Source organism: Brevibacillus fluminis (assembly GCF_003710825.1).
Taxonomy (GTDB): Bacteria; Bacillota; Bacilli; order Brevibacillales; family Brevibacillaceae; genus Brevibacillus_D; species Brevibacillus_D fluminis.
Window position 1 is genome coordinate 22691 of record NZ_RHHQ01000029.1, and the last position, 20046, is coordinate 42736.

25 protein-coding genes are annotated in these 20046 nt (G+C 50.9%); 17 read left to right on the forward strand and 8 right to left on the reverse strand.

Features of this window, described 5'->3' with window-relative positions:
- Nucleotides 1-17 precede the first annotated feature (17 nt).
- From rnz to EDM56_RS29625, 3 genes are all read left to right on the forward strand, one after another.
- Complete coding sequence (rnz, locus tag EDM56_RS29615; RefSeq protein WP_122921524.1) at nt 18-995, forward strand: ribonuclease Z; 978 nt, start codon at nt 18-20, stop codon at nt 993-995.
- Nucleotides 992-1225 (forward strand): hypothetical protein, encoded by a 234-nt coding sequence (locus tag EDM56_RS29620; RefSeq protein ID WP_122921525.1) that lies wholly within the window; start codon nt 992-994, stop codon nt 1223-1225. Before rnz ends, EDM56_RS29620 begins: the two co-directional genes overlap by 4 nt.
- Nucleotides 1226-1329: 104 nt before the next feature.
- Nucleotides 1330-1986: a YczE/YyaS/YitT family protein gene (locus tag EDM56_RS29625; RefSeq protein WP_122921526.1), complete on the forward strand. Its 657-nt coding sequence runs from the start codon at nt 1330-1332 to the stop codon at nt 1984-1986.
- A gap of 2 nt (nt 1987-1988) precedes the next feature.
- On the opposite strand, the gene EDM56_RS29630 is transcribed toward EDM56_RS29625, so the two are convergent.
- Entirely contained in the window at nt 1989-2306 is a 318-nt protein-coding gene (locus EDM56_RS29630) for a hypothetical protein (RefSeq protein WP_122921527.1), read from the reverse strand.
- 94 nt (nt 2307-2400) lie between these two features.
- Here EDM56_RS29630 and EDM56_RS29635 point away from each other — a divergent pair, with 94 nt between their 5' ends.
- Entirely contained in the window at nt 2401-2853 is a 453-nt protein-coding gene (locus EDM56_RS29635) for a YaiI/YqxD family protein (protein ID WP_122921528.1), read from the forward strand.
- Nucleotides 2854-2856: 3 nt separating this feature from the next.
- Nucleotides 2857-3534: a phosphatase PAP2 family protein gene (locus EDM56_RS29640; RefSeq protein ID WP_122921529.1), complete on the forward strand. Its 678-nt coding sequence runs from the start codon at nt 2857-2859 to the stop codon at nt 3532-3534.
- Here EDM56_RS29640 and EDM56_RS29645 read toward each other — a convergent pair.
- Nucleotides 3518-4399 carry a LysR family transcriptional regulator gene (locus tag EDM56_RS29645; RefSeq protein WP_122921530.1) on the reverse strand — a complete coding sequence of 294 codons (882 nt, stop codon included), beginning with the start codon at nt 4397-4399 and terminating at the stop codon, nt 3518-3520. The two genes, EDM56_RS29640 and EDM56_RS29645, sit on opposite strands and share 17 nt — an antisense overlap.
- 124 nt (nt 4400-4523) lie before the next feature.
- Here EDM56_RS29645 and EDM56_RS29650 point away from each other — a divergent pair, with 124 nt between their 5' ends.
- Nucleotides 4524-5726, forward strand: coding sequence for an MDR family MFS transporter (locus EDM56_RS29650; protein ID WP_246009587.1), 1203 nt, complete (start codon nt 4524-4526; stop codon nt 5724-5726).
- A gap of 492 nt (nt 5727-6218) precedes the next feature.
- Nucleotides 6219-6356: a sporulation histidine kinase inhibitor Sda gene (gene sda / locus EDM56_RS29655; protein ID WP_122921531.1), complete on the forward strand. Its 138-nt coding sequence runs from the start codon at nt 6219-6221 to the stop codon at nt 6354-6356.
- 160 nt (nt 6357-6516) lie between these two features.
- Here the strand turns inward: sda and EDM56_RS29660 are convergent, their stop codons facing one another.
- On the reverse strand, nt 6517-7014 hold the full coding sequence (locus tag EDM56_RS29660; RefSeq protein ID WP_122921532.1) for a molybdopterin-binding protein: 498 nt from the start codon (nt 7012-7014) through the stop codon (nt 6517-6519).
- 202 nt (nt 7015-7216) lie between these two features.
- Here EDM56_RS29660 and EDM56_RS29665 point away from each other — a divergent pair, with 202 nt between their 5' ends.
- The gene (locus EDM56_RS29665) at nt 7217-7477 is read left to right on the forward strand and encodes an Fpa/YlaN family protein (protein WP_425456374.1); all 261 of its coding nucleotides are present in this window, start codon (nt 7217-7219) and stop codon (nt 7475-7477) included.
- Nucleotides 7478-7601: 124 nt separating this feature from the next.
- On the opposite strand, the gene cax is transcribed toward EDM56_RS29665, so the two are convergent.
- The gene (cax, locus tag EDM56_RS29670) at nt 7602-8645 is read right to left on the reverse strand and encodes a calcium/proton exchanger (protein ID WP_122921534.1); all 1044 of its coding nucleotides are present in this window, start codon (nt 8643-8645) and stop codon (nt 7602-7604) included.
- A gap of 162 nt (nt 8646-8807) precedes the next feature.
- Here cax and EDM56_RS29675 point away from each other — a divergent pair, with 162 nt between their 5' ends.
- Entirely contained in the window at nt 8808-9059 is a 252-nt protein-coding gene (locus EDM56_RS29675) for a hypothetical protein (protein ID WP_122921535.1), read from the forward strand.
- A gap of 96 nt (nt 9060-9155) precedes the next feature.
- Here the strand turns inward: EDM56_RS29675 and sleB are convergent, their stop codons facing one another.
- Nucleotides 9156-9950, reverse strand: a complete 795-nt coding sequence (sleB, locus tag EDM56_RS29680) for a spore cortex-lytic enzyme (RefSeq protein ID WP_122921536.1) — start codon at nt 9948-9950, stop codon at nt 9156-9158.
- A 146-nt stretch (nt 9951-10096) separates the two neighbouring features.
- Here sleB and EDM56_RS29685 point away from each other — a divergent pair, with 146 nt between their 5' ends.
- Together EDM56_RS29685 and EDM56_RS29690 are read left to right on the forward strand one after the other, a co-directional pair.
- Nucleotides 10097-11758, forward strand: a complete 1662-nt coding sequence (locus tag EDM56_RS29685; RefSeq protein WP_122921537.1) for a thiamine pyrophosphate-binding protein — start codon at nt 10097-10099, stop codon at nt 11756-11758.
- Between the two features lie 39 nt (nt 11759-11797).
- Nucleotides 11798-12142, forward strand: a complete 345-nt coding sequence (locus tag EDM56_RS29690) for an Asp23/Gls24 family envelope stress response protein (RefSeq protein WP_122921538.1) — start codon at nt 11798-11800, stop codon at nt 12140-12142.
- Nucleotides 12143-12207: 65 nt separating this feature from the next.
- On the opposite strand, the gene ftsW is transcribed toward EDM56_RS29690, so the two are convergent.
- Entirely contained in the window at nt 12208-13362 is a 1155-nt protein-coding gene (gene ftsW, locus EDM56_RS29695) for a putative lipid II flippase FtsW (RefSeq protein ID WP_122921539.1), read from the reverse strand.
- Between the two features lie 80 nt (nt 13363-13442).
- Nucleotides 13443-13787, reverse strand: coding sequence for a YugN family protein (locus tag EDM56_RS29700; RefSeq protein WP_122921540.1), 345 nt, complete (start codon nt 13785-13787; stop codon nt 13443-13445).
- 184 nt (nt 13788-13971) lie between these two features.
- Here EDM56_RS29700 and EDM56_RS29705 point away from each other — a divergent pair, with 184 nt between their 5' ends.
- Together EDM56_RS29705 and EDM56_RS29710 are read left to right on the forward strand one after the other, a co-directional pair.
- The gene (locus EDM56_RS29705) at nt 13972-14415 is read left to right on the forward strand and encodes a CBS domain-containing protein (RefSeq protein ID WP_122921541.1); all 444 of its coding nucleotides are present in this window, start codon (nt 13972-13974) and stop codon (nt 14413-14415) included.
- Nucleotides 14416-14977: 562 nt separating this feature from the next.
- Complete coding sequence (locus tag EDM56_RS29710) at nt 14978-15412, forward strand: hypothetical protein (protein ID WP_246009588.1); 435 nt, start codon at nt 14978-14980, stop codon at nt 15410-15412.
- 85 nt (nt 15413-15497) lie between these two features.
- On the opposite strand, the gene EDM56_RS29715 is transcribed toward EDM56_RS29710, so the two are convergent.
- Entirely contained in the window at nt 15498-15923 is a 426-nt protein-coding gene (locus EDM56_RS29715) for a protease complex subunit PrcB family protein (RefSeq protein ID WP_122921542.1), read from the reverse strand.
- 72 nt (nt 15924-15995) lie between these two features.
- On the opposite strand from EDM56_RS29715, the gene EDM56_RS29720 reads away from it, so the two are divergent.
- The 4 genes from EDM56_RS29720 (at nt 15996) to EDM56_RS29735 (ending at nt 19957) form a co-directional block, all read left to right on the forward strand.
- A complete protein-coding gene (locus tag EDM56_RS29720; protein ID WP_122921543.1) occupies nt 15996-17903 on the forward strand; it encodes a hypothetical protein in 1908 nt (635 codons plus the stop codon).
- 108 nt (nt 17904-18011) lie between these two features.
- The gene (locus tag EDM56_RS29725) at nt 18012-18467 is read left to right on the forward strand and encodes a YlbF/YmcA family competence regulator (protein WP_122921562.1); all 456 of its coding nucleotides are present in this window, start codon (nt 18012-18014) and stop codon (nt 18465-18467) included.
- 182 nt (nt 18468-18649) lie between these two features.
- Nucleotides 18650-19051: a YlbG family protein gene (locus EDM56_RS29730; protein ID WP_246009589.1), complete on the forward strand. Its 402-nt coding sequence runs from the start codon at nt 18650-18652 to the stop codon at nt 19049-19051.
- A 147-nt stretch (nt 19052-19198) separates the two neighbouring features.
- Nucleotides 19199-19957 (forward strand): 5-oxoprolinase subunit PxpA, encoded by a 759-nt coding sequence (locus EDM56_RS29735; RefSeq protein ID WP_122921544.1) that lies wholly within the window; start codon nt 19199-19201, stop codon nt 19955-19957.
- Nucleotides 19958-20046 lie beyond the last annotated feature (89 nt).

Consider the following 20046-nt stretch of genomic DNA (forward strand, 5'->3'; position numbering starts at 1 on the left):
GAGGTGAAGATTCGATCATGATACTATCCTTTTTGGGCACCGGTTCTGGCGTGCCATCGACAAAGCGCAATGTCAGCGCGATCGCCCTCAGCTTTCGCAAAACGGGGAAGTGGTGGCTGTTCGATTGTGGAGAAGGAACACAGCATCAGCTACTGAAAAGCCCGCTCAAAATCAGCCAGCTGGAAAAGATATTCATTACGCATTTGCACGGCGATCATATATTTGGACTGCTTGGTTTACTTGCAAGCCGCTCGTTGTCGGCTCGCGTAGAGACGAGAATCGACGTATACGGGCCGCCCGGCTTGTTTGACTACGTGCAGGCGGTGCAAGCGGTGAGTCCCATGCACATCGGCTATCCGCTTTTTTTTCATACAATTGAGCCAGGTATGATTCTGGACACGGATGAAGTGACGGTGACCTGCGCGCCTGTGCAGCACCGTGTGCCGGCATTCGCTTATGCGATCGAGGAGAAACCGATCAGCGGCGCTCTTCAGGTCGAAAAGGCAAAAGAGCTGGGAATCCCGCCGGGGCCCTTGTTCGGTGCCTTGAAACGCGGTGAGACGGTTGTGCTGGAAGATGGGCGAACGATTGAGGGAAACACGCTTGTAGGACCGATGCAAGCGGGGCGAAAGGTTGTGGTGAGCGGCGATACGATGCCATGTGAAGCGCTGCAGCAGCTGGCCCACGACGCCGATGTGTTGATTCATGAATCGACCTATGCGCATGTGCATCTGGAGCTGGCGGTACGAAGCGGTCATTCCACGGCACGACAAGCGGCAGAGATCGCCAAAGCGGCAAAAGCGAAACAGCTGATTTTAACCCATATCAGCCCACGCTATGACGATCCCGAAGGCGAGTGGACGGCTCTACAGGTGCTGGAAGAAGCGCGGCAAACATTTCCCAATACGGAGCTGGCCCACGATTTTTGGCAATATGAAGTAAAACGTCCCCGTGGTATACTAGATCGAGATGATCCAAACGGGGGAACCGCATGAAACGACTTGCATTTGCTACACCGGAAGAATTGACCACCTACTGCATGGCTGAGGAGGTCGCGCTCATCATCGAATACCGTGACGAGCAAGGAAAACAGCGGCAAGTGACGCTGAAAGGCGATGCGCTTGGCGACCTCGCACGCTACTTTGGGCAGCGGGACGTGATGGCATACTTTCGGAAAGATAAGCTGTTTTACGAAATCAAGCCGGATTGGCTGGTGAAACCCTGACAAATTTTGTTCAGGGTTTTTTTCTATCATCCTTGGCGAATGCGCTGCTTTTTGTATAATGGAGAGAAAGCCTGAAGCGACGAAACGATGGGAGATCGAGAAGTATGAGGAAAGAAAGAGCGGTGCATCCTTTGACGATCCGCTACACGATGTTTATGTTGGGACTTTTGGTCATGGGGTTCGGCATCGCAATGATGATTGAGGCCAATATGGGGGTGGCGCCCTGGGATACCTTTCATATCGGCTTGCAAAAAACCTTTGGATTGACGATTGGCATGTGGTCACAAATCGTGGGCCTGGTGATCATTTTTTCGTCCTATGCCATCGGGAAAATCAAGCCGACGATCGGCATGTTCCTGAACATGTTTTTTTTCGGGCTGTTCATCGATATGTTCATGTGGCTCGAGTGGGTGCCGAAGGGGGAAACGCTGATCCAGCGTGCTATCTGCTTTGGTGCGGGGCTTTTGATTTACACATGTGGAACAGGAATGTATCTTTCCCCGAGGCTGGGGGCGGGACCGCGCGACAGCTTTATGCTAGCGCTGAATGATCGGATGGGCTGGAGCATCCAGAAGGTGAGGCTCGGGATTGAAATCACCGTGACGATTTTGGGGTTTATGCTTGGGGGGCCAGTCTCGATCGGCACACTGGTCACAGCATTATCGATCGGGCCGCTAATCCAACGCTTTATTCCAATGTGGGAGCGGCTGATGCGCAAACCATATGGCGTGGCCGCTCCCAAGGAACAAGCCCACGTCTGATGTTACAGGTGGGCGTGGCCGCTCGCGTATTCCTGCTGAACGCGGAACCAAATGTTCAGGTCGTTGATGACGCTGGCCAATTCATGGATTTCGCTGTTCAGATTACAGGAGACGGCGAAATTTTCTTCTTCTGACAGCTGCGTTTGCTTTCGATTGATCACGGTTTCCAGTTGAATGATCCGGTCTGGAATTTTCGCGCGGATTTCTTCCCACTGAAGGAGGATGTCGGAGCGCTCTTCCGCTGTATACATCTCCCAATCGAGATTAAGCGAAGGCAAAGGGATACCAAGTCGTTCATCCAGGACAAATTCGTAGCGCAAGGTTGTTCACTCTCCTCTTACTTGAATCATATCTTATCAAAAAAAACACGAGAGTGGGAGTGTAGATCGCATACGCAAACAGGAGGAATGCAAAATGGCTGAGCAAAAACGGGTTTTGGTCGATGCGGATGCCTGCCCGAAGCAAGCGCTCGCCATCGTGAGGATGCTTTGTGAACGGTACGGCTGGCAGTGCATCACCTATGCCAGCTACAACCATCAGATGGACCACCCTCATCATGTTATGGTTGATGCAGGTCCGCAGGCTGTCGACTTGAAGCTGACGAATGCGGTGCGTCTGGGCGACGTCGTGGTGACACAGGATATTGGGCTCGCAGCAATGATTTTGGGCAAGCAAGGTCTTGCGGTATCACCACATGGCACCATATTTTATCCGGATAAAATCGGCTTCATGCTGGAGGAACGAAATGAGAAAGCACGGTTTCGCCGCGGTGGCGGTCGGACAAAAGGGCCGGCGGCGCGGACAGGTGACGACGATCGGAAATTCGCCGAATCGTTACAACTGCTGCTAAGTGGGGGAGAACGGTAAGAGATGCATACATATGGGGATAGGAGGCGGCTTCTTTTTTGGGCCGCTGGATTGTTCTTGGTGGGAGCGCTGATCACGCTTCTGGTAGAGGTGGGGAGCACGCAAGAAATCGACGGAGCCGTCTTTTCCTGGGCAGGCACCATCCACATGGACGGGCTCACAACGGTGTTGAAGGCACTCACGTATTTGGGTAACGGCGTAGTCCTGGCGCCAATCGCGCTTGTGGTGGCGCTTTTATTTTGGATTCGCGGCGATCGATTGGAAGCGATCTTTCTCATTGTGGGGGTTGTTGGAGTAGAGGTCGCGAACGAAGGGCTTAAGGCAGTATTTGATCGACCGAGACCACCGGGCTTCGGGTTGATCGAACTGCCGGAATCGGCATCATTTCCAAGCGGACACGCGATGGTAGGAACGTGCTTTTACATGCTCGCGATCATGTTGATCAGCCGTGTCACTGCACTGCCAGCATTCCTGTCCGGCATTGTGACCAGCATCATTATGGTATCGGTCTGTTTCAGCCGGATTTACCTCGGCGTGCATTACGCAAGCGATGTCCTGACAGGTCTTTTACTCGGACTCGCTTGGCTGCTTGTCACCTGGCATTGGTACGAGGGGGCGGTTTCTCGCTACCGTGCATTCAGAAGTCCGCCCCGCATTTACGTACCTAGGTCATATAATTGAATTCACGCATGAGGCTCAGCCATTTTTCTACGCTGGGCCTATTTTTTTTCTCGTGGGGAAGGACGATATAGGCGGAGCGTTTCGGCGGCTTGCTACCCTGAATCACGATCTCCTTCAAGGTGCCATCCATCAGCTCCTGTTTGACACAGGAGCGGGTCATCAGGCTGATCCCGAGGCCTTCCTTGATCAAATCGAGCGCAAGCCCAGCCTGGTCAACCTGTAGCTTGGGCACGAAGCTGCGCGGCAGATTGTTGTGAATCCATTCATGGAAAGGCGAGCCCCAGTTGACGTAGAGTAGCGGGAGCGACGCGATGTCTTTCACCGTCACGGTGCCTTCCCGCGTGATCGGGTGGTCGGGTGGGCCGACAAGCACGATTTCATCCTCGAAACAGGGAATGACCTCAAAGTTGGGTAGAGAAGGCGGGATATAGACGATCCCGATCTGGATGATATTATCGAGCAAATATTGGATGACGTCGCTGGAATGACCTGTCTTCGTTTTGACGGCGATGTTTGGGTAGCGGTAATGGTATTCTTTCAAAACGGGTTCGAGCGTATAGCTCCAGACGGACATCAAGCTGCCGATGGTCAGCCTATCTTCATATGGCTGCAAGGAAGCGACTTCGCTGATCCCTTCCTGCGCCAGCTTCAAGATTCGTTCGGCATAGGGAAGCAGAGAGAGCCCCGCTTGGGTAATCTCCACATTTCGTTTATCACGAATGAACAGTGGCTTTCCGATTCTCTCTTCCAGCTGCTTGATGCGCATGGTTACGGTCGATTGCACCAAATGAAGAATCTCTGCCGCTTTGGTAAAGTTTTTCGTCTGCGCAACCGTATGGAAAGCGCGCAATTGTTCAAAATCCATAGACAACGCCCTCTTATGTGTATTTTTGATTACTCTAAACAAAAATGATCGTTTCTCAAATCATACCGCATTCTGTAAGCTGTTCATATCCCTTGAGTGGTCAATAAAAAGGAGGCCGTTTGGCTTGAGGAAAGAGATATGGCGCGAAACGCCGGGCTCGGTAAAATTACTGCTCTTGATGTCATTTATCATGAATATTGGTTTTTATGCACTGATCCCGTATTTGACGCTTTACATGACGGGCAGCATCGGGTGGACGCTGGCAATGGCCGGCTTGGTACTGTCGGTGCGGCAGTTTTCGCAGCAGGGCTTTTCGTTTTTGGGTGGTTTGGTTTCAGACAAATTCGGCTACAAAGGAACGATGGTCCTCGGGCTTTTTATTAGAGCCACGGGGTTTTGCGCGTTTGCATACTGTACCGAGACATGGCATTTTTTCCTGGCAGCCGTGCTGTCTGGTTTAGGCGGCTCGCTGTTCGAGCCAGCAGGTTCCGCAGCGTATGCGATTTTGACACCGGAGTCGATTCGCAAGGACGTATTTGCTTTCCGTAACGTGCTCGGTAACGTAGGCGTGGTTGGCTCACAAATCGTCGGCACAGCCTTGTCGTCCTTCGATTTCTTTTGGCTCTCGATTTTTGCGGGTGCGCTTTACTATCTATTATCCATCGTCGGGCTTCTATGTCTGCCAGCGGCAACGATGCGAAACACAAGGCAGTCGCTAATGCAAAGCGTCATCCATGTGATTAAGGACAAACCATTCATGCTCTATACGCTTATTTTAATCGGGTATTACTATTTGTACATGCAAATATTTTTGACAATACCGCAATTCGTAGAGGATACGCTGGGAAGCAAAACGTTTGTCGGGATCGTGCTGTCAACGGTCTCGGTCGCGACAATTCTGTTCCAGATGAAAATCATCCAGTGGCTGGCCCATTTTCAGCAGCGGTTTACGTTGATCGGCTTGGGGGCACTTCTAATGGGCATCGGAATGTTTTTCTTCACCTTTGCCGACAGCTTGTGGGCGATCATGCTCGATTCGGTGATTTTCGCATTTGGCACGATGATTTCGATGCCATACTTGATCGAGATGGTTCCGCTGTTCGCACCGAAGGAACAGATTGGCGCGTACTACGGCTTCAACGGGTATTCACTGGCATTCGGAGGGTCGCTTGGGACATTCATCGGCGGATGGGTCTATGACCTTGGCGTTCACCAGCAGCTGCCATGGCTCGCGTGGTCGATCTGTCTCTTGGTCGGCATCGTCGTCGCCTGGCTGCTCTATCAGCTCGAACAAAAAGTTGGGGTAAAGCTGCAGGCAGAGTTTTAGTCACACAATTGCCAAAAAATAACTGTAAAAAATGAAACCTTTGGGCGGGTTCTTTCGTACAATTTAGTAGAGAAACGATTTTACGTGAAAAAGAGCGTGAAAAAAGAAGGCGAGGTAGAAAAAATGGAAGACAAAGCAAAATTGAAACGGATGTTGTTTTTTACTAGCTCCATCGGGTTTTTCGTCTTTGCGCTCGTGGTTGTTACTGAGATTGTACGAATTTCCGTTCACACATAAGGAACCGAATAGAGATTTTGTGAAAAATGCCTGTAAGCGCACATGCTTGCAGGCATTTTTTTCTCGACAAATTTCGACGAGCTGTGGATAAAAGCAGCGGGTAAATCCACATAAGCAAAAATGGATATTTTTGTCTTGTACACAAAGAATCAACAAGATACTCACATGATTTCCACAGGGACTGTGGATTTAGCGGCAATTGTTCCCTCTTCCAAATAATGATAGAATTCCAAATAGAAAGAGGAGGTGACAAACGTGAGATATTTAAGCGATCAAATGTTACTCGAAGTCTATCGGCGTGCTGTCTCTCTCCAGTTGGAATCAGACTTTATCAACTTGATCTATGAAGAACTGGTGCGAAGAAGCCTAGTCGATGCTCTGGTAACCGCTTAATGATCAATTATCAAAACAGCCATCCAAGTCAACTGGATGGCCTTTGTTTTACAGATAAGAATTTATAAAATTCTTATCCAGTATAAGTGCAACCGCGGCTACGCCAAAAAGTTTGGCGTAGCCAGGTTTTCTAATTACAGCAGCGAAAAGTGCTTATGTATTAGATCAATTCGAACGAAACGATCCGATCGATCGGCGATTCCTTCTGCTTCCACATATCAGGCAAGTAGAGAAGAACAGGTCCGTTTTCGCGAATCGGCTTGCCATCTTTGGAAAACTGCAGGATAGCGCGGCGCGCTTGTGAAAGTGGCAAGGTGATCGGCTCGCCTTCCTCGCGATGCAGCTTGAGCGAGACTGCGGTAGGATCCGGCTGGGCATTGTCGAGGAACCAGCTTAGGCGCATTGCGTAATCGCCGATCAATGCTTTCCGTTCCTTAATCATGCTGCGCGATTCAGAAGGGGGGAGCGAACCTTCTTTCAATTCCTTGTCCCATTGGGCGCCTGTCCCTTTCAAATAAGCCGGAACATCGTCTTGGACTTCATCCAAGTCTCCGGTAAAATGCGCCAAATCAATTTTGCGGTCATCAAAAATCCAGACGCTGGGGTCGATCGTAATGCGATGGGAGACAGCGCCTGTCACCGTAATGATATCAGCCATGATGCATATCCTCCTTGGGAAAAAATGAAGCAACTATGATTGTTTTCGCCTTCCAATTGTACATGGACATCTACCATTTGCGCAAACCGTCACGGAGAAACTGCATTCTCCCCTTTTCAAATGCTTTGGAATGGCGTACTATGTATGGTAAGGTTGGAGGCAAACGGAGGGATACGTTTTGGAAGAGGTTAGGATTCCAGATATGGCTGATAAGGCGATGGCTCTGCTGCGTGCGGATGCTGATAAGATATATAAATTAATCGACGTACAGATGGAAAACCTGACCATGCCACAATGTCCGCTTTATGAAGAAGTTTTGGACACGCAGATGTTTGGACTTTCCCGTGAAGTGGAATTTGCAGTCAGGCTCGGTCTGATTGAAGAAGAACTTGGCAGAAGCATTATGGATGAGCTGGAGAAGCGTCTGGCTGATTTACACGAGATGTTTAATTCGAAAAAATAAGCGAGGGTACGAAGCCCTCGCTTTTTTTTATACAGATAAGAATTTATTAAATTCTTATCCAGTAACAGTGCAACCGCGGCTTAAGCCAAGAGCTTGGCGCAGCCAGGTTTTCTAATCGCTTGGATTAGACAAAAAAGAACGCGGTTCCCAAGATGATGTAGACGGCAAGCAGCAATACACCTTCAAACCAGTTGGTAGCCCCGTCCCGCGAAATGCTGATCGCGATGAATGCGCTCGCGCCAATCGCCGCCAATTCGAATGGCGAGAATACAATGTTCATCGGTTGGCCAAGGAACCAGGAGATCAATACCAATGTTGGTGCGACGAACAAGGCGATTTGCAAGCTAGAACCGATGGCGATCTCGACGGCTGCGCCGATCCGGTTTTTCATGGCTAGCAATATCGCCGCGCTATGCTCCGCGGCATTCCCGATAATGGCGATGACAAATGCACCGACGAAGATTTCAGACCAGCCGAACGCTTTGGTCACCACCTCCACGCTGTGCACCAGCCATTCGGAAACGAGGGCGACAAAGAAAGTTGCGACCAAGAGCATGATGATCGAAACGCCTTTTGACCAGGACGGCTCGCCGTCATGTGGCTCGATGTCGGACAAGAAATCTTTGTGGGTCACCATCGAGAAGATGAGCCAGAGTACGTATGCGACGATCAATATCACCGCAATGACGATACTCAATGTATTGATTTTGGCCACAGGAAGCTGCTGCATGAAGACAGCAGGGACGAACAGGGCGATCACTGCCAAGATCATCAGCGATGCATTATGGCCGGCCAGCAGGCTGTTGAACTTTTGCTCCTTATAAATGAGCCCGCCCAAAAATACACTCAAACCAAGCACGAGCAGCATGTTGCCGATGATCGATCCGGTGATCGATGCTTTTACCATGTCAAAGTAGCCGGATTTGACCAGGAAAAAAGCGATGATCAGCTCGGCGGCATTGCCAAACGTCGCATTCAAAAATCCGCCGATCCGGTCGCCTGCGTAATGCGCCACGCTTTCGGTCGCTTTTCCAAGCCAGGCGGCGAGAAAAACAACAGCAAGCGATGCAGTGATGAATTTGAATAGATCCAGGTCTGTTCCATAGTGCGCATAAGCCGCTAGCGCAAAGCTTGCGCCGACTAGCGTGAAGAACAACTTTTGCTTCATAATGGCCTCCAAACGAAAAAAAAATAGAGCGATAACATGAATTAGTCTACCCAATCCTTACCAGATTGTCACGTAAAAACGTGATAGTGACTCGAAGGAATACGTCATCCGCAGGTAGGCACAATAGGGAAGAGTCGCAAATACGAAAAGGGGAGGAAAACAATGACTCAACCCTATATGTGTCCGACCTGCAAGTCAAATCGCATGCGCTTCACGATCATTCAACAGCAACCCCAATATGTGCGGCTGCATCCACAGACGGGCGAGGTTGTGAACATGCTGTCGCAAGAAGAGCTCGACACGTTTCACCAGCCATACCGAGGTGATCAGTTTTTGGTCCAGTGCGGCGTCTGCGGAACGACGGAGAGTGAAGAGCGGTTCGTAAAGATGGCCCAGCATATGCAAACCAAATAACGTTCGGAAAGAAAGGCGCGCCACATGCGATGGCGCGCCTGTTTTTTTGTACAGACCGTGGCTTTAGCCAAAGTTTGGCGCTGCCAGGTTTTCAAATCAGCGGCAAAAAATGTGCTTGCCGATCTTTTTGATCTGTGGGCGGCTCCAAATCCAAGCGGAGGTCGCTGTTTCCGGATTGAAGTAATAAATGGCGCCGCCTGTTGGGTCCCAGCCGTTTAATGCGTCCTTCACCGCTTTTTTGGCCGTCTCATTCGGCGTCAGGTAAATTTGGCCATCGGCAACTGCGGTGAAAGCGCGCGGCTCGAAGATAACCGCAGCTGGCGTATTTGGAAAAGCGGGGTTGCGCGTCCGATTAAGGATGACGGCAGCAACTGCCACCTGTCCAACGTACGGTTCGCCGCGCGATTCACCGAACACGGCATTCGCCATCAGCTTGAGATCGTTGTCCGAGATGGTTGACGCTTTTTTGTTTGTCGATGGGGTGGGCGACGGAGCCGAAGCGGAAGGGGCTGAAGGAGCCGATGGAGCCGTAGGAGCTGATGCTGAAGGAGCGCCAAGTGACTCCTCCGGTCTAGTTGGGCGCCAGTCTTTAGTTGCATTGTACAGCTTCAGCTTCGTTTTCGGGCCGAGGATTCCGTCGATTTTCATCCCGAATTCATATTGGAAGTTGCGGAGTGCCCAATAAGAGCGCCAGCCGAATTGGCCGTCGATCGCTCCGGTGTAAAAGCCGAGAAATTTCAAGCGCGCTTGCATTTCTCTGACATCTGTGCCGCTTGCACCGACCTCAATCGTCGTTTTACTGAAAGCATTGATGGTCATCGGCGTTGTGCCCACGATGGTTGAGGCTAAAACTAGCGAGCCTAAGATCAATAGCGGTCGTTTCACTTTCATGGTGTGCCTCCTTGAATGATGCCTCTCATTTGGGAGTAGTTTGTCCAAAAAGCGTTCACATCCAATAGCCAGGCGAAGTGTAAAATGATGGATGCTTGGTCAAGACTAGTGAATGTTCAAGATAGACGTTCGGGAGGTTGAGAGCCATGCAACAAACAGTCAGTCAATACGTCATCAAGCAGATGGTTCAATGGGGTGTGAAACGGATTTACGGCGTTGCGGGTGACGCCATCTTGCCCTTTCTGAATGAATTGGGCCGCCAAGCCGAAATTCTTTACATTCCGTGCAGGCACGAAACGGCAGCCGCATTGATGGCATCGACAGAGGCCAAGCTGACGGGTCAACCGACAGTATGTATCGCAACTTCCGGGCCGGGTGCAGCGCAGCTTTTGAACGGCATGGCAGATGCCCATATGGATTGTGTTCCGGTGATTGCGCTGACGGGACAGGTCGAAACGTACAAGCTTGGCGGCTTTCACAAGCAATTCATTGACCAGCAACACCTTCTATCCGTAGTGTCTGCTCGTTCTGAGCTCCTTACACATCCTGAGGCAATCGGAGAGGCAATGCACCGCGCCTTTTTGACTGCGACTGAGCAGCAAAATGTGGCCCATCTTTCGGTCTGTCAAGATTTATGGGAGCTCGAAACGACCGCTGCAATCCTGCCCCAGCAACCAGTAGCTCCAGATGTGCAGGCTGACCGGGCGAGTGTGATGGCGGCGGCTGAACGTTTGCTACAGGCGAAGAAGCCACTTTTTTTGCTAGGGACTGGAGCACGCAAGGCATCACAAGGGGTGCAGCAGCTAGCAGAGACGATGGATGCTGGGATCATTCTCACGCTAGGGGCAAAAGGGGCGATCGATGCTGCGCATCCGCAAATGCTTGGCGGTCTCGGCGACGGGGGGAGCACGGCGACACTGGAAGCGATGGCGCAAGCGGATTTGTTAGTCGTCTTTGGTGCTGCATGGTATCCACGCGAGTACTTGCCTAGTCAGCTGCCGATCATTCAGGTCGATGAGCGTCTTGGTTCGTTTCACGCTTATGCGAATTTGAGCCCTGTTGTAAGTCGCGTGGAGGAAACGCTAGCTCTTTGGCAGCCGCGGTTGGAGCAGCCACAGTTGCATCCGGACCGCGCCGCGTGGAAGCAACAGATGCAAACCCTGCACGCCCATTATCTCCAGGAAATGGATGAATGGGCGCGACCAGATGAGAATGGACTCTTGCGCAGCGAGATTCTCATCTCCGAGCTAGCCAAGCGGGTCAAGTCGGATGCGATCGTCACGGTGGATACGGGGGAACACTCGATCTGGTTTAACCGTGTGTTTCCAGCAAGCTCCCAGCTTCCGGTTTTCTCCGGCAAATGGCGTACGATGGGTTACGGGCTGCCTGCCGCGATCGCAGCCAAGCTGACACAACCGGCACGGCAGGTGATCGCTATCATCGGAGACGGCTGCCTCTTGATGTCGTCAGGCGAGCTCGCGACTCTTGCAGAACAAAAGCTCGCAATCACCGTCATCGTCATCAACAACCGCACACTCGGCTTGGAAGAACGGAAAATGATTGCGAGCGGCTACCGTCCGTTTGGCACAGACGTGCCTAACCCGAATTTTGTCAAATTGGCGGAGGCGTTCGGTTTGCGTGCCTACCAAGCTACGACATTGCATCAATTGGGACCGGTGCTTGATGAGGCGCTAGCGGGCGACGGACCAAGCCTGATTGACGTGCGCTGCCAGGCACCAACTTTTTCAAAAATTATGCCTGAAATATTCTTCCAAACCCAAGCAGTGCCCAGCTATAATAAGAAGTAGAAATACTTACGTCCGCATGTGAGGAAAGGTGGGCTGTACATGGAGGGTTGGAGACGGGGAGAAGTGAAGATTGCGGATCACGTTGTAGCAGTTATCGCCGGATTGGCAGCTCAGGACATACCCGGAATCGTGACAAAAGCGAGCGGTCTCTACGACGAAATGTCGAAACGTATCAGCGGCAAGAACGCGGCCAAAGGTGTGATTGTGCTGATCGATGAGGAGAGCACCCGGATTGAGCTGCGTGTAGCTGTACAGTATGGGACGATCATTCACGCGGTATGCGGCAAGCTGCAGCAAAAGGTGAAAGAACTGGTTGAGAATTTCACAGGCTTGGAAGTGCGCGAGGTAAATGTACGGGTGGAAAGCATCGAGATGGGCACCTGACCGATGATCAATGAAAAAAGACCGATTCTCAAGCTGGAGAAGGCTTGGGAATCGGTCTTTTTGCGTTACCCATGATTGTCGAGATTTTTTTGCCGGTTTACTTCTCGCGAGACATTGAGCAGGATACCGGTGCCGATCATACAGACTAATAGGGAAGATCCGCCATAACTGATGAACGGGAGCGGTACGCCCGAAATCGGCAAGGCGCCTGTAGCACCGCCGATATTGATCACCGCCTGGATGGTGATCATCGTGATGACCCCAATTCCGGCAAGGCTGGCGAACATATCTTTGGAACGCAAACAAATGTGTACGCCACGCAAAATGAATGCGAGAAAAACGAGCAGAAACAACGATGTTCCGATGAAGCCGAACTCTTCAGCGATCACGGAAAAAATGAAATCGGTATGCGCTTCAGGCAAATACAAATATTTTTGGATGCCTTTGCCATAGCCTGTCCCGTTCATGCCGCCTCGGGCGATTGCCATGAACGACTGTGTCAGCTGATAGCCTTTGTACAGCGGGTCGGACCATGGGTCGCGGTAGCTTAAAAGCCGGTCGAGCGCATGCCCCTTGGTCATGATATAGCCGATGAAGAACAACGTGAACGGAGGTACGGTGAGCATGAACAGGTGGGCGAGGTTGGCACCGCCGCAAATTAGCACAACCCCTGCCGTCCCCAGCAGAATGGCAGCTCCCCCCATGTCTGGTTCGATGGCGATCAATAAGAAAAAGATGCCGATAACGACCAGAGCAGGGAAGAGTCCGCTCTTGAAGGAGAGGAACCGATCTCCTTTTTTCGAGATGATCGCGGCCAAATAAATGGTTATGCCGATTTTGGCGAATTCGGATGGCTGCATATTGAAGCCGCCCAAAGGAATCCAGGACCGTGCTCCGTTGGCAAGCTTTCCAATCCCCGGAATCAACACAATCACCAGAAGAAAGAGACAAACGAAACAAATCAGGAGAAAGTTTCGTTTGTAAAACGCAAACGGCATATTCATAGCGAAGAGCATCCCGATGATGCCAACTCCGAGGAACATCACTTGCCTTTTCACAAAATACAGCTCATCGCCCTTGCAGTAGTCGCAGCCTTTGCTCGTGTAAATCCCGGTGTGCGCAAAAATCGAGCTGGCGCTTAGCACCATGAGGATGCCGAAGCCGACGAGCAGGATTGCGAGAAACAACAGGAAGAAGTCGGGAACGCCGCGCGATTTCATTGCCGCAAAACACCTCCCTGACGCGAAACAGAGAGGTTTAGTCCCTCTCTGTCAGCTCAGTGCTTTCTTTATTGGTACACTTAGTGGTTAGCCAGCTTATCGCCCAATGTTTTCAGGGCACCTTTGGCATTTTTCAATACGTTGTCTGGAATGACCGCATCATAATCAACGCCATGCGGGAACAGGTGCTTGCCGATGAACGGCTCTTCGAGGCGGAGCAGCGCGTGAGAATCTTCCAGGCGACCTTCGATCGCATGAGCTTGGATGCGCAGATAGTATGTAACACCTTTTTCTACCAGTTTGTAATCGTATGTAGCATGCAGATAATCCCAGGCCCAACGGACAAAGCCTGTATCGTGCATATAGGTATCCATGTCGGCCAACAGCGCTTCTTTTCCGTTCAGCCCAGTATCCTTAATGACCATGAAAAGTATTCCTCCTAACTAGTATTCACACTCCTATGATAGTAGGTTTTGGTAAGAAGTGCAATTGCGTAAAAGAAGAAAGCGGTGAGCGGCATTTGGAGGCTCTCGATTCGCTTGTAATTGCATGAAAAAAAACGCGGCAGGAAAGACTAGCGTTGTAATGATGAAAGGAGGAATGTCGGGTATGACAACCTTGGAAAATCGTACGTTGCGCGAAATTATGACGAGAGATGTAGCGACGGTGACGCTGCAGGATAACGTATATGAAGTGGCGGTCAAAATGCGCGATTGGAACGTCGGGGTGATCCCGGTCGTGGACGAGAAGAACGATTGCATCGGGGTGATTACCGATCGCGACATCGTGATCCGCGGACTGGCTGAAAAGCATGAAGGTTCTGCAAAGGTAGAACAGGTGATGACGCGCGATATCGTGTTTGGACAACCGGGCATGACTGTCGATGACGCCGCTAAGCTGATGGCGAAGTACCAGATCCGCCGTTTGCCGGTCGTGGAACATGGCAAGCTCGAAGGCATCGTGGCGATCGCGGATATGGCTGTCCGTCAAGTGCACCACGATGAAGCGAGCGAGGCTTTGTACGAAATCTCCGAATCGGCTCCGCGCCACTAGTCGTAAAAATGGAAAAGAACGGCTTGCCAAAGAGGCAGGCCGTTCTTTTCGTGCACCCTCAATTCTCTGAATGATGCTATTTATCCCCAAGCAGCAAAAAACGACCTAACTGACGATAAGGTCGTTTGATCATAAGCCGCCTGCCCGTACGCTAATCCCGGTCTGAAAAAAAGAACAGCAGCACCACAACCACGATTATGATCCAGAGCAGTTCTTCGTTGTCCTCAAATAAACCGTCCAAAAAGCCCATCCGGATCCTCCTTTCCGTCACGCTACAGCCTATGCGCTTATGAGGGCGATTGCCAACGGGAGATGAGCCCAAATTTCGTCAAGCGATTGGGGGAGTGGCACAGTCGATTCCGTACCCGTAAGTCCAAGCCCGATGACGACATGGAAAAAATGCGCAAACAGCCTAGTCAATGAATCAAATGCGGTCGGTTGGGACATACTGCGGATTGGAAAGTATTGTGAGAAATACGCCAAACACGCGAACGCAGTGGCACGTACGCATCAGACAGGGAGAAGGCACCCCTGTCTGTACAAAAAAAGGAGTGGTCCCAACATGATGGTATTCAGACGAATTTTGTACAGCTTGCTGACGGTAGTGGCTGCAGTCGGTCTTGTGTACGCGTACAAGTCAACTAGTGAGCCGATGGCATCTACAAATGTAGAGACGGCAGACGCCGAAACACATGCACCTTTTCAGGTAACGCCGAAGCTCGAAGTCAACCACCGACTTGAAAAGCACGATCTGCATCTTGAAATGAAAGTAACCAATTTTACCTTCTCCTTGGAAAATATGGGGAAAGAAAACAAAGACGGGGAAGGGCACGTTCATCTGTATATCGATGGAAAAAAAGTGATGAAGCTGTTTGGTTCAAGCTATGTATGGAAGGATATGCAACCTGGTCAGCATTTGGTCACGGTTGAGCTGGCGCACAATAATCACGATTCCTACGGGGTGAAACAGGAGTTCAAGGTCGATGTGAAAGAATAATATCGTTAGCTACGGCCAGCCAAACGTGCACGCCATGAAAAAAGACAGAAAAAAAGCAGAGGATGATTCCCTCTGCTTTTGCCTTTTAGTCGAAGATGACTTTAACCGGCTTCGCCGTTTTCGGCATCGAGATTACGATCGACGGATACGTCAGCGCCTGAGTCGTCATCGCGCCTGGTTTTGGACCAATTTCTTTCGCTTTAATGACGATTTCGCCATTGGCTCCTTGTGAAACACCGGAAACTTCTACGCGATAGCCGCCTGTGGAACGTTGGCCAAGACCGATGGCTACATACGTTTTTTGCGCATCGCTGCCGATTTTGTAACCGCCTTGCTTGCGAATCGATTCCCAAGCGGTTTTAGCTGCGTCAGGATAAGGCATTTTGAGCGGTTCATATGTGATCGCATGCTGAGTGAATGCTGCTGGTTGTGGTTGTTGTTCAGGCATGGCAGACATACCTCCAAACGCAAATAATGAAGCGGAAAGCAGTAGGCCAAAAAGTGTATTCATTTCGCAAACCTCCTGATGGTAGTATGATAGTTCATGGGTTGCAAGTGTAAGCGAAAAAGAGGTGAGTAATCTATGCGACTGCAAGCAGGCTTTTCCTTGCTGTCAGAAGCGACCAAGCAGTCGATCTTGGCCGAGCAAAACCAAATGGTAATCCAAGCGAAAGCTTCAAACGATCCTGCGGAACAGCTGGCTGACCCATATTTTTTATCGAGCCTGTGGGAACGGCTATCCCTCAAGGAGAAAGAGGCCGCCATGCTTTTTTTGCAGAAAGCGCCACAAGGCTTTTTGAAAAAGCGAGATTGGGACCAGCTGACAAAGGCAGGAAGCGCCGCTTGGCTCACTGCGTTGACCAGGCTGCGCAGGTTAGGCATGATCGTTACCGTGCGCAAGCTTTGGAGCGAGATCGGCTATATCATGCCCCACGAAGTGCGTGAGTCGCTGCATCGTGTGGTACAAGCCGATGAAGAAAATAGTCTTAATGACATCTTGACGAAATCACTTTCTTATTATATATCAGCTGGCCGTGGAATTCATCTGGATATGTTTGCCCTGCTTGCTCATATTTACAATGAAGAGCTGCAACTGACAAAAAAGGGCACGATACATGCGCGTTTGCTTCCCAAGCTGACAAGCCTGCTTTCCCTGCAGGATATTCATACAGACCGATGGCTCCAGTCGTTGCTACCTGATTCAAAAAACCATCCTCCATACGCGCCTCAGCTGGCATTTCTCCTGGATTTGGGGATGCGCCTTGGCTTTCTTGAAACAGACGGCTCACGCTTATCGATCGTTCGAGAGCGTACTGATTCTTGGCTTGCACTGTCCTACGCCGAACAGGTAGACGGACTTTTGCAGGCCGTCGTCGATACTTATTTGCCGCCAGAGCCATGGCTCGCTGCTGTTCATTTTGAATTGTCACAGGAAGAAAAAGCAGGTTGGAATCGGGTACGTGAATTGCTGGAGCGGCTTCGCCATAGCGGGTATGAACTTCCTGACGATGCGATGCAGCAGCTTTGTGATCGCTGGCTGCATCCGCTGCTTGGGATGGGGTACATCCAGCTGGGCAGCGATCCAGAAGGGGACCTCTATGTCAAGTGGAATCCGATCGAATCGCATTCAGCTGCTGCAGGCTGGTACATGGAGCCAACAGGAGACTTATTGATCCCATCGCTTGTTCCATTGTCCTTGCTGTGGGAGCTGTCGCGGTATGCCGACCTGTCTTTTGAAGGCGGGTTGGTCAAAGGAACGCTGTCCATGGGCAAGATCCAAAGTGCGCTAGCGCACGGGGAACAAGAGGGCGAAATCTTGCAGTTTATGCAGAAGCACTGCTTTCATCCGATTCCCCCCTCGGTGCAGAATCAGCTCGATCAATGGGCGAGAGGGGCAAAGCAAATTCGTCTGGAAACGGTCGTGTGCGTCCGCACAGCCGACCGGCGCATTCTGGCCGAGCTGATGGAGCTGCCTTCGCTTGCGCCGTTCATAACCGAGCCGATCTCTGATACGGCATTTTTGATCCAGCCCAAGCATGCGGGCGAGCTCTTGCGTTTGCTGAAGGAATACGGATACCAGCCGACAAGTGGTGGCGTGCTGGCTCCTGCCGAGCCGAACGACCAAATAGTTGCGAAAAGCCAGCTGCAATCCGGTCTGTTCGATATTCGACCCAGCTGGCACGAGTATCACATCGAAAACGTCTTTCCCAATTATACGGAAGCGATCCCGCAGCTCGCGCAAATTCCTAAGCTGTGGACGCAGCATTACCAGTCGTATCATGCAAACACGCTGCGCGATTTACTGCAGCGAGCGCGCGAGCTGGAGCTGACGATTCTTATGGAGACGCGTGATGGCGAGCTGGAGGGGATTGTCCAAAACGTCCAGGTGGAAAACGGCTACTGGTGGGTGACGATGCTGGTGGGCAAAAAACTGCATCGTTACCCGATCGATGCGATTACGCGGGCGCGGATTCTCCTCCCACAACTATGAAAGTGTAAGCGACCTGTGAATTTTCTTGGAAATGCCACCAAGATTGGGCGGTTCATGATACAATACAAGGTGAATAATGAACTTTGAAAGGGGTGTGGGCATCGGATGATTGAAGCGATGGAATCCGTTGATATGGCTCAATTGATTTTTGGAGCGTCCGACTTGTCGGCTATGATTAACCAATCGTTGGAAGTGGAAACCTATCTGCAGGCCAAATCCGCATTGGATCAAGATCCCGAATACCGTCGGCTGCTGCCTGCCTTCACCAAAAAGAAAACGGAATACGAAGAAGTACAGCGCTTTGGCAAATACCATCCGGATTTTTCCCGGGTATCGAGCGAAATGCGCGAGCTGAAGCGTACCGTCGAGATGCTTGATACCGTGCAAGCGTTCAAGCGGGCGGAAAACGACCTTGATGAACTGCTTTACCATGTCGGCCGGACGATTGCAGATGCCGTATCCGACACGATCAAGGTGCCAAGCAACAATCCGTTTCTCGAAGCGAAAGCGAGCGGTTGCGGTACAGGCGGCAGCTGCGGATGCGGTACCAAGAAAAAGAAGTAGCGGCAACGCCGCTTTGCACGACATAGAGCCACGTGAAGCCATGCCAAATAGCTCGCCATCCGCACCGCCCGTTCAGGTGGAAGCGGATGGGGGGATACATAACGATCGTATCAGTTGGAAAATGGCGCCAAAGGACCTGTCACATTTGCCCTCTCCTTTGATACAATGGTGGCAAAACGATTATGAACGGATTGGAGAAGAAGATACGCATGGAAAGCAATCGCGAAAAGCGTCTCGGCCTTGCCGTCTGGATCAAGAATCCAAGGGTAGCCAAACATTTACGTAAATTCGGCTCGATCCATTACGTTTCCAAACGTCTGAATTACGTTTCGATGTATGTAGGGGCTGATGTCTTTGAGAATACGGTCCGACAGATGGAAAAATTGCCGTTTGTCACACGGATCGAGCGTTCCCATCGGCATGAAATTCCAACAACCTATAACAACGCAAAGCCGGATAAAGCGAAGGAGTTCGATTATCATCTGGAGAAAACACAGCTGATCGCTTTGACGGAAATGATGTTGGGCGAACCGGTTCATGAGAACAGAGATAAGAGCGAAAGCGTGCACATGCAGCCTTCCTAACAACCATCCAGGCTACCCCACATGAAAGGGTAGTTTCTTTTATAACCGCGGCTCCGCTAAAAGCTTGGCGTAGCCAGGATTTCGAATAGCCAAACGGATTGTGAAGGCGCTTACGAATTTATTTTAGATGAGAAAGAGGAGATGAGTATGGTAAGCATCGATATCAATTGCGACATGGAAGAAGCATTGCGCTTTGATCGCTTGACCGAGCAGGAGGAGATTTTGAATTACTTGACCTCCATCAATATTCCGTGTGGGTTCCATGCAGGCAATCCGCACACCATCAGTCGCATTCTAGAAATTGCCATGAATCATCAAATCAACGTGGGGGCGCATCCCGGTTATCCGGACCCGCAGTCGTTTGGCCGCCGCTCGATGAATCTCTCGATGAAGGAAGCATATGAGCTTGTCTTGTACCAGGTCGCAGCCGTGGAAGGAATGGCCCGGGCGCTTGGGGGCGAACTGAACCATGTGAAGCTGCACGGTGCGTTTTATATGGAGGCTGCGGAGCGGCCGGATCTGTCGGAAGCGGTTGTGCGGGCAATCATGGACATCAATGAAGATTTGATCCTGTACGCATTTTCCGGTAGCTCGCTCGTGCAGGTTGCATTGGAGCACGGCTTGCAGGTCGCTGAAGAGGTGTTTGCCGATCGGGTCTATTTACCGAATGGGCGACTCGCGCCCCGTGAGATGGAAGGTAGCGTCCTGTTCAATCAAGAGGATATTTTCAAGCAGGCAACCCAACTGATCTTGGAGCAGAAGGTACAGACCATCAATGGCGGAACGATTGAAGTGGCGGCCGATACGCTCTGTATCTACCGCGAAAATGTCAATACGATTTCGTTTTTGCGAGACCTTCATCAATGGGCACGTGAAAATGACGTGGTGATCGAGCCGATCCGGTAACGTGCCGAAATACATCATTCGCTCTATTCACCATGCCAAGCATTTGTTACAATGGAAAGATTATTGCCATTGTCAGGAGACGTACATAG

What these genes read in the sequence shown, in the direction of transcription:
- cax (WP_122921534.1), bottom strand. Translation starts at nt 8,645, where the DNA reads ATGAAGCAAAAGTTGTTCTTCACGCTAGTCGGCGCAAGCTTTGCGCTA.
- EDM56_RS29735 (WP_122921544.1), top strand. Translation starts at nt 19,199, where the DNA reads ATGGTAAGCATCGATATCAATTGCGACATGGAAGAAGCATTGCGCTTT.
- EDM56_RS29625 (WP_122921526.1), top strand. Translation starts at nt 1,330, where the DNA reads ATGAGGAAAGAAAGAGCGGTGCATCCTTTGACGATCCGCTACACGATG.
- EDM56_RS29620 (WP_122921525.1), top strand. Translation starts at nt 992, where the DNA reads ATGAAACGACTTGCATTTGCTACACCGGAAGAATTGACCACCTACTGC.
- EDM56_RS29675 (WP_122921535.1), top strand. Translation starts at nt 8,808, where the DNA reads ATGACTCAACCCTATATGTGTCCGACCTGCAAGTCAAATCGCATGCGC.
- EDM56_RS29720 (WP_122921543.1), top strand. Translation starts at nt 15,996, where the DNA reads ATGCGACTGCAAGCAGGCTTTTCCTTGCTGTCAGAAGCGACCAAGCAG.
- sleB (WP_122921536.1), bottom strand. Translation starts at nt 9,950, where the DNA reads ATGAAAGTGAAACGACCGCTATTGATCTTAGGCTCGCTAGTTTTAGCC.
- ftsW (WP_122921539.1), bottom strand. Translation starts at nt 13,362, where the DNA reads ATGAAATCGCGCGGCGTTCCCGACTTCTTCCTGTTGTTTCTCGCAATC.
- EDM56_RS29690 (WP_122921538.1), top strand. Translation starts at nt 11,798, where the DNA reads ATGGAGGGTTGGAGACGGGGAGAAGTGAAGATTGCGGATCACGTTGTA.
- EDM56_RS29685 (WP_122921537.1), top strand. Translation starts at nt 10,097, where the DNA reads ATGCAACAAACAGTCAGTCAATACGTCATCAAGCAGATGGTTCAATGG.
- EDM56_RS29700 (WP_122921540.1), bottom strand. Translation starts at nt 13,787, where the DNA reads ATGGTCATTAAGGATACTGGGCTGAACGGAAAAGAAGCGCTGTTGGCC.
- EDM56_RS29715 (WP_122921542.1), bottom strand. Translation starts at nt 15,923, where the DNA reads ATGAATACACTTTTTGGCCTACTGCTTTCCGCTTCATTATTTGCGTTT.
- EDM56_RS29645 (WP_122921530.1), bottom strand. Translation starts at nt 4,399, where the DNA reads ATGGATTTTGAACAATTGCGCGCTTTCCATACGGTTGCGCAGACGAAA.
- EDM56_RS29660 (WP_122921532.1), bottom strand. Translation starts at nt 7,014, where the DNA reads ATGGCTGATATCATTACGGTGACAGGCGCTGTCTCCCATCGCATTACG.
- rnz (WP_122921524.1), top strand. Translation starts at nt 18, where the DNA reads ATGATACTATCCTTTTTGGGCACCGGTTCTGGCGTGCCATCGACAAAG.
- EDM56_RS29710 (WP_246009588.1), top strand. Translation starts at nt 14,978, where the DNA reads ATGATGGTATTCAGACGAATTTTGTACAGCTTGCTGACGGTAGTGGCT.
- EDM56_RS29665 (WP_425456374.1), top strand. Translation starts at nt 7,217, where the DNA reads ATGGCTGATAAGGCGATGGCTCTGCTGCGTGCGGATGCTGATAAGATA.
- EDM56_RS29705 (WP_122921541.1), top strand. Translation starts at nt 13,972, where the DNA reads ATGACAACCTTGGAAAATCGTACGTTGCGCGAAATTATGACGAGAGAT.
- EDM56_RS29730 (WP_246009589.1), top strand. Translation starts at nt 18,650, where the DNA reads ATGAACGGATTGGAGAAGAAGATACGCATGGAAAGCAATCGCGAAAAG.
- EDM56_RS29640 (WP_122921529.1), top strand. Translation starts at nt 2,857, where the DNA reads ATGCATACATATGGGGATAGGAGGCGGCTTCTTTTTTGGGCCGCTGGA.
- EDM56_RS29635 (WP_122921528.1), top strand. Translation starts at nt 2,401, where the DNA reads ATGGCTGAGCAAAAACGGGTTTTGGTCGATGCGGATGCCTGCCCGAAG.